General features: G+C 62.9%; 7 protein-coding genes. 2 read left to right on the top strand and 5 right to left on the bottom strand.

Annotated elements, in window-relative coordinates:
* Window positions 1-159 precede the first annotated feature (159 nt).
* Together AB5I39_RS10190 and AB5I39_RS10195 are read right to left on the bottom strand one after the other, a co-directional pair.
* The gene (locus tag AB5I39_RS10190; protein WP_404366091.1) at window positions 160-10,731 is read right to left on the bottom strand and encodes an autotransporter-associated beta strand repeat-containing protein; all 10,572 of its coding nucleotides are present in this window, start codon (window positions 10,729-10,731) and stop codon (window positions 160-162) included.
* Window positions 10,667-12,706 carry a hypothetical protein gene (locus AB5I39_RS10195; protein ID WP_404366094.1) on the bottom strand — a complete coding sequence of 680 codons (2,040 nt, stop codon included), beginning with the start codon at window positions 12,704-12,706 and terminating at the stop codon, window positions 10,667-10,669. Before AB5I39_RS10195 ends, AB5I39_RS10190 begins: the two co-directional genes overlap by 65 nt.
* Before the next feature lie 589 nt (window positions 12,707-13,295).
* On the opposite strand from AB5I39_RS10195, the gene AB5I39_RS10200 reads away from it, so the two are divergent.
* On the top strand, window positions 13,296-13,889 hold the full coding sequence (locus AB5I39_RS10200) for a response regulator transcription factor (RefSeq protein ID WP_404366097.1): 594 nt from the start codon (window positions 13,296-13,298) through the stop codon (window positions 13,887-13,889).
* On the top strand, window positions 13,886-15,721 hold the full coding sequence (locus AB5I39_RS10205) for a hybrid sensor histidine kinase/response regulator (protein ID WP_404366100.1): 1,836 nt from the start codon (window positions 13,886-13,888) through the stop codon (window positions 15,719-15,721). Before AB5I39_RS10200 ends, AB5I39_RS10205 begins: the two co-directional genes overlap by 4 nt.
* 391 nt (window positions 15,722-16,112) lie before the next feature.
* Here AB5I39_RS10205 and AB5I39_RS10210 read toward each other — a convergent pair whose 3' ends face one another.
* The 3 genes from AB5I39_RS10210 to AB5I39_RS10220 all read right to left on the bottom strand — a co-directional run bounded on the left by AB5I39_RS10210 (window position 16,113) and on the right by AB5I39_RS10220 (window position 18,849).
* Window positions 16,113-17,330 (bottom strand): tyrosine-type recombinase/integrase, encoded by a 1,218-nt coding sequence (locus AB5I39_RS10210; RefSeq protein ID WP_404366102.1) that lies wholly within the window; start codon window positions 17,328-17,330, stop codon window positions 16,113-16,115.
* A gap of 398 nt (window positions 17,331-17,728) precedes the next feature.
* Window positions 17,729-17,941, bottom strand: coding sequence for a DUF6771 family protein (locus AB5I39_RS10215; protein ID WP_404366105.1), 213 nt, complete (start codon window positions 17,939-17,941; stop codon window positions 17,729-17,731).
* A gap of 239 nt (window positions 17,942-18,180) precedes the next feature.
* Window positions 18,181-18,849 (bottom strand): HNH endonuclease, encoded by a 669-nt coding sequence (locus AB5I39_RS10220; protein WP_404374108.1) that lies wholly within the window; start codon window positions 18,847-18,849, stop codon window positions 18,181-18,183.
* Window positions 18,850-18,851: the final 2 nt, after the last annotated feature.

Genomic DNA, 18,851 nt, shown 5'->3' on the forward strand with positions numbered 1-18,851 from the left:
ACCGATATGGCGACCGCCTCCACGGCGAACGCCCCCGGCTCATCGCACAGTTTTCGAGCCGTTTGAGAGTAGCCGTCCCGCACGCAGCACTGAGCAGGGTGATTCCGGCTGATCGCCCCGTAGGCGCTGCGATCCAACGGGGCGACGGTCGGTCACGGTTCAGAAGGCAAAGCGGATACCGCCCTGGATCTGTCGGGCGCCGCCGGTGCGAGTAACATCCACCTCACCCGCGAGATAAGCCGAAAGCCCTCGCGCCAGCGCGAACGAAACCCCACCCGAGGCATGGCCGATCGTCCGCGGGGCCCGCGCGCCTTCAACGGTAAACTGGCCGCCGAACCCGGCGAGCGTACCCGTCGCGAGGATCGGGTCGCCATTTGCCATATACCGCACGCCGAGCCCGATCCATGGTTGGACCTTGCTCGTGCCGCTCGCGCTGAGCGCAATCTCGCCGTTGATCCACGTCGCCTGGTAGCTCTGCGCCGCTACGGTCAACGCCGCAGCACCGCCGCCGGTTTCTGCGATGCCACCGCGCGTCGCGCGCGTATGGGTAACGCCCGCCGAAGGCCGGATGGCAAAGCGCCCATTGCCGAGCGGCAGATCGTAGGCGATTTCCGCATCAAAGGTCTCGCCGCGGAGCGTGTAGCGTCCTTGCGTAGCACCAGTGATCGGCGATCGCCCGGTGTCGGAATCCGATCGATCGAGGATGGCCGAAGCGTTGAAGCGCACGCCGCCGGTTGCCGCATGCAATCTCGCCCCGAAGAATGTCCCGCGGCTGCGAGTCTGCGCACCAAGTTCGGCGATATCCTGCCGTACGGTCGAGCGGCCGACAAAGGCCGAAAGCCCCAAGGTCGCTGTGCCATAACCGACCCCGCCGAAATAGCCTTCGCCAGCCTGATTGGCGGCGGCGACGCCCGAGGGACGAGCCGCGACGTCCCGTCCGGTCGCAAAGCCCTGAAGGAAGACGAACAAGCCGGCCCTGTCGCGATCCCGCATCACAAGCGGCGTTGCGCGCACGGTCTTGGCGAGAGCGAGGCCGGTTTCCAGCGCCATGCTGCCCGCCGAGGCATAAGGCTCCGGACTGATCCGCGCGACGAGCGGGGCAATCGGTGTCCCGTCGAGCTGCGCCAGCGAAGAGGTCAGCGCCAAACCGGGATCGGTGACGGTCCCGGCAACTAGCCGGTCGTTCAGATAGTTGACGATAGCGGTTCCCCGCGCATTCGCTCCGGTCGGCAAGGTCAGCGTACCAAGCAGATCGATCGAGTTCGCACTCTGCCGGATAAAACCAAAAACACGGCTGTCCTTGGCGATCGTCGTAAAGCTGCCGGTGATGCCGCCTGTGGTCGAGAGCAGGGAGTAGGTCTGCCCGGGCGTAGCCTTGCGCACGCCCGTAACGATCAGTGTGGCGCCGCTTGCGATGCTGGCGGTGCCGTTCACCACGATCCGGTCGCTGGTGCCGTTCGTCATCTCGAATATGGTGGTCGAGCTGCCTCCGAGCGCCAGCGCGCCGTTGATCGTGAGCGTGCCGGGCGAATTGCCCGGCATGAGAGTGCCATTGATCGTGGCGGTGCCCGTCACGGTACCGCCGCTCATGAAGCTCGCTCCCGAGGCGATCGTCACATCGCCTGCCAGCAGCGAACCCGAGCGCCCGATAAGACCGCCGCTCGCCAGGTCGATCCGGCCGCGGAGGGTCCCTGCGACATCGATGAGCGCGGCGCTGCCGCTGTTGCGGAGCGTGCCGGACCCGAGCGACAGCGTGGCGTCCGCGTTCACCACCAGCGCGCCCGCATTGTTAAACGCCCCGCTCGTCGTGAACGTGCCCGTACCGACGGTGAACAGGCCGGTGTTGGTCACGTCCCCCGTGACGCCGAGCGTGCCGCTGGTCAGGATTTCGCCAGTGTTGAGGATCGGTCCAATAATCGTACCGGCCAGGCGTGCGCCGCCGCTGTTAACGAGGCGCCCGTTGATCGTCCCGGCCGATAGCAGCGTTCCACGGTTGTCAAGCGCACCGACGATCGTCCCCGTGGCCGTGTTGTCGAACAGCGCCCCGGCGCTGCTTGTAATGTCGCCGGTCCAGCGACCCGCGTTCTGCACCTGGCCCGTGTTGGCAAGCGGTGCCGCACTAAGCGTCGTACCGCTCGCGACAAGCAGTATACCGGCGTTGCTGAAGGGGCCGGTCACCGAGCCTGAGAGCAGCGCGCTGCTGTTCGCGAGGTTGGTCAGTCCGCCATTCAACGCGCCGGTCGATCCGAGCCTCCCGCCGTTGGTGACGGGACCTGACACCGTGCCCGCATTGCTGAACGTCGCCAGATTAGTCACCGATCCCGCCAACGCACCGCCACTTGCCAACATCAGCGAGCCAGCACCCACCGTGGTTCTCCCGGCAAAGCTGTTCACGCCGCCGAGAAGCAGAAGGCCGCTACCGGTCTTTACCAGGCTGCCGCTGCCGGTGATCGCACCATCGAAGCGCGTGTCGACAGCGTTGCTGCCGACCGTGAGTTCGGCCGAGCCGAGCTTGATGACGCCGTTCCCCGCGAGGCTACCGAAGGTCGTGGAAACCCCTGCCAGATCAATCGACCCCGTAGCGAACTGGGTGACGTTACCGATGCCGCTGGTCGCGCCGGTCAGCGTGACACTACCTGCGTTCGTAATATCCCCGTTCATCTGGCCTGCCAGCCGCACGGTGCCGTCGGCATAATTATACAGGCCGCCGTTGATGATGCCGGTCGATACGAACGTGCTGCCATTCGCGACCGGCGCGCTGACTGTCCCACCATTGGTGAAGGTTGCGGTGTTGTTGACCTGGCTCACGAGAACACCGCCCGACGCGAGGGTCACTCCGCCCGCGGTGATCCACGTTTGCCCGATGAAGCTGTTCGGGCCGCTCAGGGTCAAGGTCCCTGCGCCGTTCTTGACCAGTGCGCCGGTTCCGCTGATCACGCCCCCGAAGCTGGTCGAACTCCCGTCGCCGCCAAGCGCCAGCGTGCCTGAACCAAGTGCGACCGAACCGTTACCGGCCAGGCTGCCGATCGTCGCGTTGAATCCGGCGAGATCGAGCGATCCGCTCGTTACCTGCGTCATGGCCGGACCGCCGGTCAGATCTCCGATCAGCGTTATGGCACCGGCATTGCCGATCGTCCCGCGCACCGTGTTGGCAAGCTGCGCGACCGCGCCCGCCCCATTGGACAGACCACCGTCCAGCGTGCCGATGGAAACCGCATTGCCGTTGTTGGTCACCGGACCGGTGATGCTGCCACCGTTTACGAACGTCGTGTTGTTAGTGACCGGGCCGGACAACGATGCCCCTTGCGCGACGACCAGGGTTCCGCCGTTGATGACGGTTGGGCCGGTAAAGCCATTCGCTCCCGACAAGGTCAGCGTGCGGTCACCAGTCTTGATCAAACCGCCGCTGCCGCCGATCACGCCGCCGAATATAGTATCCGCAGTGGAAGTATCGACGGTCAGGGTGCCAGCCCGTAGCAAAATCGTGCCACTTCCCTCTAGTGCGCCCAGCGTCGTATTGAACCCGGCCAGATCGAAGCTGCCGCTGGCGCTTTGCGCAAGGGCCGTAATTTCGGTGGTAAGGCCTGTGAGCGTGATCGAACCCCCGTTAGTCACCGATCCGCGCAGCGAACCCTGAAGCGTTGCAGTTCCGCCCGTATAGTTCGTCAGGTTGCCGACAATCGTCCCGCTCGAGGCGAGAATGCCGCTATTTCCGATCGCGCCGGTGATCGAGCCTGCGTTGGTGAAGCGACCGCCCGTCGTCACGGTCGCGCTGCCGCGCCAGGTACCGCCCGCCACATTGTTGACGATGCCGCCTGCAAGGACTTGCACGTCTCCGACGATGCTACCGGCATTGGTGATGGTCCCGCCGGTGTCGGCGGCGAGCACTACCCCGTTTGCCAGCGAGATCGTCCCACCGGTGCGGTTGGCAAGGACGGCAGTCGTTCCCGACGCGGTCACCCCCCCGCCGCTGAGTGTGCCAAAATTCTCGAACAACCCGGCACCGACCACAGAGCGGAAGCCGGTGGCGTTGGTCCAGTTTCCCGTATTGGTGACGGTTCCGCCAGCATCGATGCGGAAAACCCCGTTCCACTGCGCCGCGTTGGTCGTGTTGCCAGTGCCTTGCGACAGGTTCCCGTTCCATGTCCCGGTGTTGGTGATCGTGCCGGCATTGGTCGCATCGCCGTTCACCGTGCCTGCGCTGGCGAAGCGACCGCCCGTCGTCACGGTCGCGCTGCCGCGCCAGGTACCGCCCGCCAGATTGCTGACGTTGCCGCCTGCAAGGACTTCCATGTCGCCGACGATGCTACCGGCATTGGTGATGGTCCCGCCAACATCGATGCGGAAAGCCCCGTTCCACTGCGCCGCATTGGTCGTATTGCCGGTGCCTTGCGATAAGTTCCCGTTCCAGATCCCGGTGTTGGTGATCGTACCGGTATTGGTCACATCGCCGTTTACCGTGCCTGCGTTGGTGAAGCGACCGCCCGTCGTCACGGTCGCGCTGCCGCGCCAGGTACCGCCCGCCAGATTGCTGACATTGCCGCCTGCAAGGACTTGCACGTCGCCGACGATGCTACCGGCATTGGTGATGGTCCCGCCGGTGTCGGCGGCGAGCACGCTGCCACTTGCGAGCGTGATCGTCCCACCGGTGCGGTTGGCAAGGAGGGCAGTCGTTCCCGACGCGGTTACGCCGCCGCTGAGTGTGCCAAAATTCTCGAACAACCCGGCACCGACCATCGAGCGGAAGCCAGTCGCGTTGGTCCAGTTTCCCGTATTGGTGACTGTCCCGCCGGCATCGATGCGGAAAGCCCCGTTCCACTGCGCCGCGTTGGTCGTGTTGCCGGTGCCTTGCGACAGGTTCCCGTTCCACGTCCCGGTGTTGGTGATGGTACCGGCATTGGTCACATCGCCGTTCACCGTGCCTGCGCTGGTCAGCGCCCCAAAGGTCGCGATCGCGGACGCGGTCAATGTGGACGAACCGTCGGCGATAACTGTCGTGGCACCGGCTTGGGTCGTGACGATCCCGCTCACATCTAGCGCACCGGCGATGCGGAGACCTGTCGCATTGGTGCTGGCGTTGGTGAAGGCGGTAAGACCGCTCCAGCGTGCGCCGCCCAGAATTTGCGTCAGACCTGCACCGCTTGTCTGTGCCGGACCATTGCTTGTCAGAATACCATCGACCGTCAGCGTGCCCGCACTGTTGATCGTGCCGTTCAGAGTGCCTGAGACGCGCGCGGTACCCCCGGACTGGGTCAGGCCACCTTGCACAATGCCCGAAGACAGGAAATCGCCGGTGCTGACCACCAGCCCGGATACGGTGCCAGCATTTACGAGAGCGGCGCCGTTACGCACCGGGCCTGCGATCACGCCGCCAGCGGCAAGCGTCAGACCACCCGCGTCGATCCGCGTTTCCCCAGTGAAGGTGTTGACGCCGCTCAATGTCAGGGTGCCGGCGCCATTCTTGAGGAGACCGCCAGCGCCGCTGATCGAGCCGTCGAAGCTGGTGGAACGCCCGTCGCTGCCGAGCGTCAATGTCCCGGTGCCCAGCGTGACCGAACCGCTGCCGGCCAAGCCGCCGATCGTTGTGTCGAACCCGGCAAGGTCGAACGCGCCCGTGGACGTCTGGGTAACGGTCGTGATCCCGGCAGTCGCACCCGTCAGCGTTACCGTTCCGCTGTTGTTGACTGACCCGCCAAGTGAACCTTGCAGGGCGCTTGTCGCGCCCGCGGCATTGGTCAGGCCGCCGTTGATTGCGCCCGTCGAGATCAGGCTGCCATTGTTGGAGACTGGACCGGCGATGTTGCCTGCGTTGGTGATCCTCGCGGTGGCGGCATTATTGATGCTCCCACCGACATTCAGCGTACCGGCCGTCGCGATGGTCAGGCTGGCACCCGCTGCGTTGGTAAACGAACCCGTAGTGCCAAGCGTGCCGTTGACGATGAAGCCGTTGGCGGCTTTGCTGTTGTTGCTGATCGCGGTGGTACCGGTCCACGTCGCCCCGGCATTGACGGTGAGCGTGCCGGTCCCCCTGTTGTCGATCGTCCCGGTGCCGACCAAATTGCCGTTGACCGTCAGCGCGCCGACGTTGCGAATGACGCCGACCGCACCCGACAGCGTCGCATTCGCACCCTGGTTGTTGACAAGTTGGCCCGTCAAGGTGCCGGTAGAGGTGAAGAAGCCACTATTGTCGATGCTGCTGTTGATCGTGCCGGCATTGACCACTAGCGCCCCTGTCTCATTAAGAAGGCCGGCACTGCCTGCCGTCGGCGCGGTGAGCAACGATCCTCCGGTCCCGATCGCCAGTCGGGCACCGGCTGTATTGAAGAACTGCCCGGCGACCGACAGCGTGCCGTTGATTGCGAAGGCGTTGTCTGCTGTCCCCGCATTGGTGACCTGACGGAGGCCCGACCATGTCGCGCCGGCATTCACTGCGGCGAGCCCCGTTGTCGTATTGTCGAAGGTGCCGTTGCTCGCGAGGTTGCCGATGGCGGTAATCGTCCCGGCATTGCTGACGGTCCCAGTCAGCGTGCCCGACAGATTGGCGATGGCACCCGAATTGTTGGTGAGGCCGCCCTGCACGGTGCCGCTTGAAATGAGCGTGGCGTAATTCGCCACGTCTCCGGCGACCGTACCGGTATTGACCAGCGTTCCGCCGAGTATCGTCGTGCTTCCGCTGTAGCTGTTGGTGCCCGCGAGGGTGAGGGTGCCGGCACCTGTTTTGGTCACCGATCCGCTGCCGCTGATCGGCGCCGAGATCGTCGCCCCGACACCAGTTGCCGTGTCGATCCCGGTTGCTCCGTTCAATAGCAGGCCCGAACCCAGGTTGGCTCCGGCTATGACATACCCATCGGTCCGGAAATTCAGGCCTGAAGGCGAGAGAAAAGTATCGGGGGCGATCGTCACCGTTCCGCCCGCGGCGCCGCCGAAGATCGCCAGCGCGTTGTTGCCCGCCCACGCGCCGCTGACCGTGCCACTTGCATTGCTGAAGTTTCCGTCCAGCAGGTTCCAGGTGCCGCTGCCACCCACAATCGATCCGGCCGGATTGGTGGTGTTGCCGTTCCAGTATACCTGATCTGCTGCACCGGCGACATTGAGCAGCACCGCGCCTGTCCCGAGCGCTAGGTTGCCGCCGAAGCCGCCGCCGAGCGGATCGAGCGTCAGGTTGCGGAGCGTGCCGGTCAGCGAGCCGTACTGGAACAGGGTATATTGGCCGGTCGAGAAACCTGCACCGCGCGCGATCGTAATGTTACCGCCATTCAGCGCGAGATTGCCGGTCACGCGCACAAGGTCGTTGCGCGCGCCGCCCACAACGCCGGCCTGGCTGAGTTCGAACACCGAATGCGAGCCGGCATCGAGAGTCAGCGACGAGAAGGTAATCGTTCCAGGGCTGTTGCCCGGGCGCAGCGTGCCGCCGGTCGCGATCGTTGCATTGCCCAGGAACGTGCCGGTCCCGGCGAGGGTGCCGCCGTCGCTGACCACCAACCGCGCGCTGTTGCCTGCCTGATCGCCAAACGTGCCACCCAGCGATAGCGTACCAGCCTCGACCGAGACAGTGCCGGTGAAGCCGACGGAGTTCCCGCCAAGCGCCAGCGTGCCGCTGCCACTCTGCGCGATCGTCCCGCTGCCGGTGAAGGCGGGGTTGTCGGTGCCCATCGTAATCGTATCTGACCGGTTGATGGCGAGCGTACCGTTGACGACATTTTGACCAGACAAGCCTAAGAAAATCGGACCGATTGCACCGCCATTGCCGATCTGCAGCGTCCCTTGGTCGATTTGAAGGCCGCCCATCTGATCGTAGCCCCCCAGGATCGTGAAGGTGCCGGTGCCGGTCTTCCGCAGCGTTGAGTTCTCGTTGCTGTCGAACGTCATGATGGCGGACGAGCTGTTGTCCCCGCCAACAGTCAGCGTCCTGTTGCCGCTCAACAGAATCCGGCCGGGGCCGTCCACCGATCCGATGGTTTCGTCGTTCCCCACGGTCAGGGTAGTGCCGGCGGATAGGTTGACCCGAGAGAAATCGCCGATGCCGTTGCCGTTGGTGAGCAGCGTGCCGCTGTTGACGAAGATCGGCGCGTCGATGTTCGTATTGAACAGCCGCAGTTGCGACCCGTTGACGTTCAGCGCCGACAGGTTGGTGGCAAAGCCCTGTAACCCGCCGAAACCGGTGACGGTCAGGGCGTGCCCGCCGCCGTTCAGCGTGGCGGTCTGCAAGGTCGGGTCGCTCGTGCCGAAACCGATCGTCGCGTCTGAGCCCAGGCTGATCGCGCCGAGCTGATACGTGCCGAACCCGGCGGGGACGAGTTGCAACGCCCCGTTGCCGCCCGCACCCGCGCCGTTCAGGATCATCGGGTTGGCGAACGTCGCACCGGTCAGCCGCAACGTGGCGCCGTCCAGCACGGTGACCGCCCCGCTGCCCAGCGCCGCACCGCCGCCCGTCGACAACGTGCCGGCCTCGACGATCGTGCCGCCCGAATAGGTATTGCTACCCATCAGCGTCAGCGTGCCGGTGCCGCGCTGGATCAGGTTGCCGGTGCCGCTGATGGGCGCGACATATCCCCCCAACGAGATATCGTCCGATCGATTGAAGGCGAGCGTACCGTTGACGATGATCGGGGCTGGTCCAATACTGGGATCGCCGAAGAGGATCGTCCCGGTAGCGCCGCCGTCGCCAATTTGCAGCGTGCCCGCCTCAATCACGGTGTTGCTATTGGTCGCCTGGTAGGAGCCGGCCACCGTCAGGGTTCCGGTCCCAACCTTGGTCAGGGTCGTGTAATCGTTGACCGTAATGCTGCCGATCGTGGTCGAGCTGTTGTCGCGCCCAACAGTTAGCGGACCGGTTACGTTGACGTGGCCCAATCCGTCGATCGAGCCAGCATTCGTTGCAGCCACGGCACCCAGTTGCGATCCGGCGGCGACATTCACGCGGCCGAAGGTTACTCCGCCTAAGCCACTCGTTTGGAGAGTGACTCCGCTTTGCAGAAACACCGGCCCATCGACTGTGGCATTGATTAGCGCGTGCGCGCCGGCTTCGTAGGTCAATGATCCGAGGCCGGTCATCTGCCCACCCCCAAGATTCAGGACGCTTGCAGAGCCGATCGTCAGGTCGTGACCGTTGCCGACCACCCCAGCCAGGTTTATGTCGCCGCGGACATCGAATCCTATGCGCGCATCGGAGCCCAGGGTGATGGTGCCCACGCCTATGTTCGTTCCGGCAAAGCGCAAGGCACCCAGTCCGCCCACGCCGGAGCCGTTGATCGTGATCGCCTCCGAATTGAAAACGCCGCCGTTCACCACCAGCGTCGCACCGTCCTGCACCAAAGTGCCGCCCGCGCTGCTGCCCAGCGCGCCGTTGCTCGCCGCGACCAGGGTGCCACGCTCGACCGTCGTGAGGCCGGCATAGGTGTTCGCGCCCGACAGCGTCAGCGTGCCCGTGCCGCGCTGGATCAGGTTGCCGGTGCCGGTGAACGCCGCGGAATTGGCATTGCTCAGCGTGATGTTGTCGGACCGGTTGAACGCCAGCGTTCCATTGATGAGGTTGCTGCCACCGCTGTCAGGATTGCGGACGACCAAGAAACCGCCGCTTCCGCCGTCGCCGATCTGGAGCGTCCCGGCGAGGAGTTCGAGCGAGCTGGACTGGTAGTAGTTCCCCGTAACCTTGAACGTGCCGGAACCGATCTTCCGCAATGTCGTGTTATCGGTCGATGTAAAATCGGTCACTGCGAAGGAACTGTTGTCTCCGCCAAGGGTCAGGCTTTGACCGACCGCACTTATAGAGACCGACCCAGGACCATTGACCGAACCGATCGTCTCGGTCGAGACGACATTTAGGGTTGTTCCCGATGCCAGGTTTACGCGGGTGGTATCGCCGACCGCATTCCCCTCCCAAAGATTCAGAACCCCCGAGTTGACGAAGATCGGCGCGGCGACATTGGCGCCGTAAAGGCTGAGAAACGTGCCGTTGACGTTAAGCGCCGAAAGGTTGCTCATGGGACCGGACAGCCCACCCTGACCCACGGTCGTCAGCGCATGCCCGGCGCCGTCCAGCGACGAGAAATTTAGTCGCGGGGCGTTGCTGTTTGGGCTGCCGAACCCGATGGTGGCATCCGATCCCAGCGTGATGCTGCCGACCCCGCTGGTGAACGGTTGAGTTGACCCGGTGACCAGCGCGCGCAGCGCACCCAGCCCGCCGACGCCCGTGCCGTTGATCGTGATTGCCTCGGAACTGAACACCCCGGAATTGATCGCCAGCGTCGCGCCGTCCTGCACCACCGTACCGCCCGCGCTGCTGCCCAGCGCGCCGTTGCTCGCCGCGACCAGGGTGCCGCGCTCGACCGTCGTCAGGCCGGAATAGGTGTTTTCGCCCGACAGCGTCAGCGTGCCGGTCCCGCGCTGGACCAGGTTGCCGGTGCCGGTGATGGGCTGGGAGGATGCGTCGATTCCAATATTGTCCGGCCGGTTGAACGCCAGCGTACCGTTGACGATGATGCCGTTGGTGTCGCCGCTTCCGCCGATGGGATGCAACAAAAACGGCTGGCCCGCCGTGACCCCATCACCGATCTGCAGGGTGCCGCCGTACACGCCGATGCTGCCGACCGTTTCGAATGCCCCGGCAACGGTGAATGTACCGGCACCGATCTTTCGCAGCGACGAACCCTGGCCCCCATCGAAGCTATTGACTGCAAACGACGTATCGTCGCCGCCGACCGTCAGGGTCGTGTACTGAAACTGGTCCAATGCCCCCGGGCCGTTGACCGAACCGATCGTCCCCCCCCAAGGCAAACAGTGTCGTTCCGGCCGCCAGGTTGATGCGCGTCTGATCCGTGACAGAGCCGATGCCGACGTACAGAAACCCGCTTTTCACAAATACCGGAGCAGCGACATTCGCTTGATAAAGTCGCACTCGCGGTCCGTCGGCGGTGAAGGAGGAGATGTTCGAGATCGGGCCGAGAAGGGTACCATCGCCGATCGCTGTCAGGGCATGGCCCCCACCCAAAAAGGACCCATACTGCAGCTGCGAATCCGAGGAGCCGAGATTGATGGTGGCGTCGGACCCGAGCGCAACCGACCCCACCGCCGCAGAACCGGTGGCACCAACCCGCAACGCCCCCAGCCCGCCGACGCCGGTGCCGTTGATCGTGATCGCCTCGGCATTGGTGACGCCGCCGTTTATGATCAGCGTCGCGCCGTCCTGCACCAAAGTGCCGCCCGCGCTGCTCCCCAGCGCATTGTTGCTCGCCGCGACCAGTGTGCCTGCGCTGATCGTCGTCAGCCCCGCGTAGCTGCTATTCCCCGACAAGGTCAGCGTGCCGGTATCCGCCTTCGTCAGCGCGCCCGAGCCCGCAATGTTGCCCGACCAGGTGAGGGTCGTCCCCGCCGCGGGGGCGAACGTCCCCCCTCCGGCATTCAGGGTGACGTTCCGCGTCGTGCCGAACGAGGCGGTTGTCGCCAGCGCGCCGCCGTTGAATCTCATCGAACCCGCGGCGCCCAGGCTGCCGTCGGTGGCGATGCTGAGCGTGCCGCCGTTGATCGCCCAGGGCGTGGCCGCCGTGCTGGTGCCGGTCAGCGTCCAGACACTCGTCCCGTTCTTTTCGAACACGCCGAAATTGCGGAACTGCCGGCCCGATCCGATGTTCGAGACATCGAAGGTGCCGTTCCCCGCGCCGCCGAGCCGCAGCGTATCCGCGCCCGAATTGGCGCTGACGTTGCCGATGAAGGTGGCACCGGCAAGGACCTCCAGCACGTTCGTGCCGCCGGTGAACGTGACGGCGTCCGCGCGGCCGAAAATGCCGGTTCCGCCACGCACCAGTCCGCCGACAATAAGACTGAGATTTCCGCCGGTAATCCCCGCGTCGCCACCCCCCTGCCCCGCGCCGCCAAGGGCCGCGCCGCCGTTGCCGCCCACGACCGAACCGGACGCGCCGATCGTGACCACGGAATTAACGCCAAGGATTTGCAGGCCGACCCCGCCGGTGCCCCCGCGACCTGCGGTCCCGCCGCCCGCCGTGCCGACCGACCCGCCGCTGCCCCCGTTCCCTCCGGTTACGGCGCTGTCGATTGACACTGTCGTTCCATTTCCGGTCAGCACCAATCCATTGCCGCCGCTCCCGCCATCCCCGCCGTAGCTACCGTTGGCGCCGCCGCCGCCCGCACCGCCCGTGCCACCCGATAGATTGACGGTCAGGATGCCAAGGTTCCCACCGCCTGTTACAACTGCGCCGAAACCGCCCGCGCCGCCCCCGCCGCCGCCTCGGTTCACGCCGCTCGCCGCTGGAGCGCCCGCGCCGCCGCTTCCGCCGATCGTAGCGATGGCGGGCAGGGTTGCGGACAGGGTGCCGTGTGCGCCGCCTCCGCCTCCGCTTCCGGCGGCAACGCCACCATTTCCGTTTGTCCCCGCCGAGGCCCCGCCTGAGCCGCCGCCGCCGCCGCCGGTTCCACCGGTCGCGCCGGCGCCGCCGCCGCCGCCGGAAAGCGGCGTGCCGATGCCGTTGGAGCCGGGGCCGAGCAGACTTCTAATCCCGCCGGACCCGGGATTATTCCCGCCGTCGCCGCCATTCTGCGCATGGGCGGCGGTGGGGGTCAGCAGCATGGCCGCGCTTGCAAGGGCGGTCATCACGGGGACCAGCGCAGTCGTGCTGACGAGACCAAACCGTTTGACGGCGCCAGCCGCCCGAACCGAATTGCCATGCTTGCGGTTGCGGATCGACGTCATCGTAATTTCCCCTGCATCCTATTCTCCGCGCCGCAGGCCTTGCGCGCAGCATCCTGCCGCAGCGCCGTTGCGAACTGCGGCGCTCGGGGCGGACTCATGCCCGGGTGGCTGCCCGGAACCCGCGGATGGCGGACGCCGGAAACACAGGAATATCTTGCTTTTTGTTAAGCTTTCTCCGCCGCCTTCGCCACGAGAAATGCGCAGTACAGATTGACCGTTCTGCGCTGCGGAGCAGTCAAATTGTACTGTCGATGCGGGGGTTAGGCTTCGAGGTTGGCCAATACGACCCCGGCGGCCAGACACCCGCCCCGTGGAGCTGGTCGCCGCGCAGACCAACCGACTCGATCATGTGCAAACCCAAGGCTGGTCGGGAGTCGGCGCAGCTGTCGAGGGTTGCCTTGCGCCGCGATATCCCAGCTGATACTTTTAGTCGCTCGGGAGATCAGGCGGGTCGTAGCTGGAAATTGGGCCGACAGAGAGTGACGACCGTATCGCCTTGGGAAGTTTGGCGCTCTCGCCAACGCAGCAGCGCATTTGGCCTATCATTCAACTGTGCCGTTTCGTTCGATACCGCGCTCCTTGCTGGGCAATGCCGAGCATGAAGCGGCGAACCCTGCTCATCATCGATGATCATGAATTGTTTCGGGCCGGGATTGAGCTGATCATCAATCAGAGTTTCCCAATGGTTACGGTGCGGTCTCACGCAGGAATTGGCGCGGCGCTCGATACAGCGGAACTGCAACCCGACGTTGTATTGCTCGACCTCAATCTCGACGGCGTGAGCGGCAAGCAAGCGTTCGACATGGTCCGCATGCGCTGGCCCGCCGCCTCGATCGTCATCGTCACGTCGGAGCGGAACGGCGCTGCTCTGGATGCCATTCGCGAAGACGGCAGCGCGCTGATCGTGTCCAAGGCACAACCTCCGCACGCGCTTGTCGATCTGCTGCGCAGCCGACTGGATTTTGCCCCGAAACCAGCGAACGGTCAGCCGTTCGCATTGACTCCCCGACAGATGGAAGTGCTGCAGCATGTGCGCATGGGATACCCCAACAAGACAATTGCGCGTTTGATGGGTCTGTCCGAGTACACGGTCCGAGGGCATGTACAGCAGATCATGCGTATCACCGGGGCTGGCAATCGCACGCAGGCGGCGCTCTTCGCGGAACAGGCCATTCCGGTTTGACGAAGTCCGATTTTGAAGTCGAATATTCCGCGCAATTCGAAGGTTTGGACGAGGTACCCCCCGACCGGATCCTGACCGAACAGGTTCGTGTGGTTTACCGGTTGCTGGGCCGTTCGGCGTGGCTGACCTTAGCGCTATCGATGTTTGTCGCGGCGATATTGCGCAACCACGGTCAATCAGTTTGGTGGTGGCTGACCGCCCAAGGCATCCTCAAGCTGAGCGAGCAGGTTGAGGTAAATCTCTTTTACGATCCTGTTCGAGTGGCGGATAACCCGCATCGCATGGTGCAGTGGCTATGTTTCACGCAATCCCTCCATGCTGCGGGCTGGGCCAGTCTCATCTGGATCACGGGAGAGCACGCGACTCCGGCCGAGTTCACCTTCATCCTCATGGCGCTGGGTGGTGTGCTGAGCGGTGGGGTGACGACCTACGGCGCGATGCCGCAGGTTCATGCCGCCTACATCGCGACGTTCATCGCAGTGAACGTCGCGACGTTCTTCCATCTGCGAGATCTGCTGCCCGACAATCCCTATTTTTACATGACCCCGGTGCTATGCATATTCTACTGCATCGGCACCTACATGAACACGCGGGTCAGCGGTGCCGACTATCATCGCTACATTTCGCTAGGCTTTGCCAACGCTGCACTGGCGCGAAATCTGGCGGCGCAGGTCGAGAAAGTGGAATCTGCACGACGCGAAGCCGAAGCCGCCAACGCCGCCAAATCGACCTTCCTTGCCTCCGCAAGCCACGATTTGCGCCAGCCAATTCATGCTGCGGGTCTGTTCATGGCACTGCTCGCCGACAGTCGGCTGAAGCCGCCGCAGCGGGAAATGCTGAGCAATGCGACCAGCGCCCTTAATGCATCTTCGGAAATGCTTGATGCGCTGCTTGATTTTTCCCGCGCGGAGGCTGGCGTCATCGCTGCGCAAAGCCGCGTGTTCGCGATCGATGATCTCCTCAACGAGGTCGAGAGCGAACTGGGCCTTCAGGCTGACGAAAAGCGCCTATCGTTCCGACTGCACGAGAGCGGTGCGCTGGTTGCGAGCGATCCGGCCTTGGTGCGGCTGATCCTGCTAAATCTTGTGTCAAACGCTCTGCGCTACACCGAGTCTGGCGGCATCTTGCTGGGAACGCGACGGCGCGGTGCCCGGCTGGTCGTCGAGGTGTGGGATACGGGCATCGGCATCGAATCCGAGCAGCATCAGCTTATTTTCGAGGATTTCAGGCAGATCGGTAACCCGGAACGAGACCGACGGAAGGGGTTGGGCCTTGGACTCGCGATCGTGCGCCGCCTCGCGCGGATCATCGAGAGCGAAGTAACGCTGGCTTCGCGCCCCGGCCGAGGGAGCGTATTCCGCTTCGATCTGCCGCTCATTGAGCAAACGCCTGCAGACATGCCATTACCTACGAACGGCAACGGAACGGCGATAGCGCCTTATCCGAAGCCACCCGCTGGCGACATCGGGACCGCGGCTCATATCCTGTTGCTCGATGACGATCCAGCGATCCTGCAGGGACTTGGCGCGTTGCTACGGCAGGCCGGATATAGCGTCAGTGCGGTCGATACGATTGAAGCAGCGCTCGAGAGCGCCGAAACAGACCGACCCGACTTGTTCATCTGTGATTTCCGCCTTCGCCACGGACGTCATGGCCTTGAGGCAGCAATTGCGCTCGATCAGCTGTACGCGCGGACGGTGCCAGTGCTGCTGATAACCGGCGACACGCACCCGGACAGAATTGCACAAGCCGCCGGAAATAAGATTCCCGTTCTTTTCAAGCCAGTCGAGCCCCGGCGCATTCTGGATACTGTTGCACAGTTGACCGGGTAGCCCGAGACGAGGTTAGCCTAGCCGCCGACCCGGCCACTCTGGCTATTCCGACGATACGTGGCGCGGTATGCCGAGTATTCACGACGGGGTCACCCAGCATCGCAGGACTTAGATCCGGCGTCTTATGTTCATGCTGCCGCTCGGTCGATACCGAGGGCAAAAGCTCGCTTACTGCGCGCCCATGATCGCCTCGTGCGGCGAAGTGTTCGGATATTTGCGCCACATGGCGCATGTCTGGGCGGGGATCGACGGCAAACGCTGCATCAACGGTGGTCGCCATCGCCGACCGCGCCCGCTTTCAAACTTTCCGAGCAAGGGCAACACCCCGCGATTGCGTGTTGAATTACCCACGCTTCCAGGTTGTCATGCCGCTCATACGCCGTCACTTTTATCACGCGCGTTTACGGAACCTTCCTCTAACAACCTCACCGCCGACGCGAAGCTGGTCGAGATAATCCGACCACCATTGCGCCATGCGAACTCGCTCTGCCCAGTGGGCGCCGCGATGGTAGGCAGCACGAACTTTGTCTCTTTCACCATGGGCTAAAGAGCGCTCGATGGCGTCGGGATGCCACAGCCCCGACTCGTTAAGGAGCGTGCTGGCCATCGCGCGGAACCCGTGACTGGTCATTTCTTGGTGCTCGAACCCGAGGCGACGCAGCGCGACGTTCAATGTGTTATCCGAAAGAGGCCGCTTGGTTGTGTGAAGCGCCGGGAAAAGGAATTCGCTCTCGCGCGCCAGCGACCGGAGCTCATGAAGTAAGTACAGCACCTGTCGAGAAAGCGGAACGGTGTGGGGTTGTTTCATCTTCATACGCTCGGCGGGCACACGCCACACTTTCTCCGCGAAATCGATCTCGCTCCATTTTGCTTGTCTCAGTTCGCCCGGTCGGAGGAACACGTGTGGGGCGATCCTGAGCGCAAGAAGAGTTTCCGGTCTGCCTTGATAGCCTTCGATCGCCCGAAGCAGTTCGCCAACCTTTTTTGGTTCGACGATGGCCGCATGATGTTTGACGCGGGGGACGGTAAGGGCACCGCGCAAGATGTCCGCCGGGTTACGCTCGGTTCGTAACGTAGCGAACCCGTAGCGAAACACGCGACCTGCAAATGACCGGAGCCGAAGCGCTGTCTCGTGGTGCCCGCGGCGCTCGACGCGCTTCAAAACGTCGAGAAGCTCGTGCGACGTTACGGAGGCGATAGGTCGCTTTGCAATCCCATCGAGTAGTTCGAGGAACCATCGCGCTTTCTTGATGGTCGCCAAGGATCGTCCCTCCCGCTCCATCTTCTGTATGTATTCTTCGGCGACAAGGCCGAAGGTGGTTCGCGCGGCAAGTTCCGCTGCGATGCGCCTCTGACGCCTCTCCTCTACCGGGTCGATGCCGTCGACGAGTTGGGCGCGTGCCTCGTCGCGCTTCTTGCGCGCTTGAGCGAGAGTCATCTCTGGAAAACTGCCCAGCGACAACTTTCTCTCGTGGCCCAACACTTTGTAGCGAAACCGCCAAAGCAGGGCTCCGGAGGGCTGAACGATAAGAAACAGCCCGTCGGCGTCGGGAACCTTAAAGGGCCGCGAAGATGGTTTCAGCGAGCGAATCTGAACGGTCGTAAGCATAGTGGACCACAGCCTCCTGCGTTGCTCGTGGTCCACCGTTTCGTGGTCCACTTTTGGTGGGCCACGGCGGAACATAATGAGAAACCGTCGGACCAGCAGCGAGCCATTATACCGCAGATTTCTGCGGTTTTCTACGCTTGTTCTGGGTTTGGTCTGGTGCCGCTTACAGGACTCGAACCTGTGACCCCCGCATTACGAAGGCCTGTGACAGCCGTACCAAAAAGGTTGGTTTTCCACCGATTTTAGGCGAATTTTAACGCGACTATCATGCTGACCCACGCGATACCCAAACTCGCGTGAAAGCGGGGATTGGGCGCTTCCTAACGAAAGCACTTTGGTAGGACGAAACTGCGAAATGCGACCTGCGCTATACCCGTCACGTGCAGCGCCCACGGCACTTAAAGAGCGAGCCGAAGTTGGTTGGCATCAGCCTCTACGGGCGGGTTGGAAATACGCTGCACGATGCTGGCCGCGAGTTCGTTTATGGCCTCTTCGCGCAATCGCTCGTCCCCGAACGTGAGACCGACCCGCGCCCAACCGGGGCTGTGCATCAAGCCTTCGCGAGCCAGGTGGTGAAGGTCATAGGGCGGATCGATGAGGTGCTGTGCCATGTTGTCATTGCGGAACAAAAAAGGAACAAGTGATAAGGCCATTCATAGCAGCTAAATCCGTCAATGGCAGTAGCGTGCAAAAAAGGGGTCTCGCGGCATCCGCTGGAGGGGGTCCTACAAACATGACTTACATTCCCAACTTCGACCGTGTGATAGCATTGGCTATACCGACCGCGAGAAGCATCGGACTGCACGCGTCGCTCTATCCGGCGGTACAGCTCGCACGACCTTCGAATAGGTCACAGCGCTAGCTCAACAGATTTCGCTGATTGTTCTAGATGATCAAGATTATTCCATAGACCGCATTTCTCTAACTCACCTCTGAGCCACAAATATGTGGGATCGGAAAGCAAACTGGTCGCTAAAAAGGCTGCGTATGGTCGCTCGTGGCCCGCGCTTTTTAGTATGCTGTCCATTGACCGAACTATCTGCTGCTCCTTTTCGAAACTCGTATCGCCTGCAAGATACGTCTTCATATCGGACCTAGTTCGCTCAAGAGAATGATGCATTGCGGCATGAAGTTCCGACCTAACAAGAAAAAGGCGATCGGTGCTATTGAGATTGCAGGTCCGAATGGTCCGCTCCCCAATGTCATCTCTATAGCGCAAAGTAAGATTGCTAAAGTATAAATGCTTCTGTGGATACGTGTCTGCGGGATTAATAATCATTCCGTCAGCAATGGGATCATACCTTCCCTTACTGGTATTGCAACGCTTACACGCGGGAAGTAAATTTGTCCAGGACAATACTAGATTAGAGTGTGGTTTTTTAGGTAAAAAATGTTCAACCTCCATGTAATTGGAAGTACTAGATATATTCTGTTCGCAATACGCGCATTTATTATTACTGTAAGCAAGCAAAGGCTTTTTTATAGAATTCCGATTCCAAACACTCTTTCCTGTAGACATGT

Source organism: Sphingomonas sp. MMS24-J45 (assembly GCF_044881195.1).
Taxonomy (GTDB): Bacteria; Pseudomonadota; Alphaproteobacteria; order Sphingomonadales; family Sphingomonadaceae; genus Sphingomonas.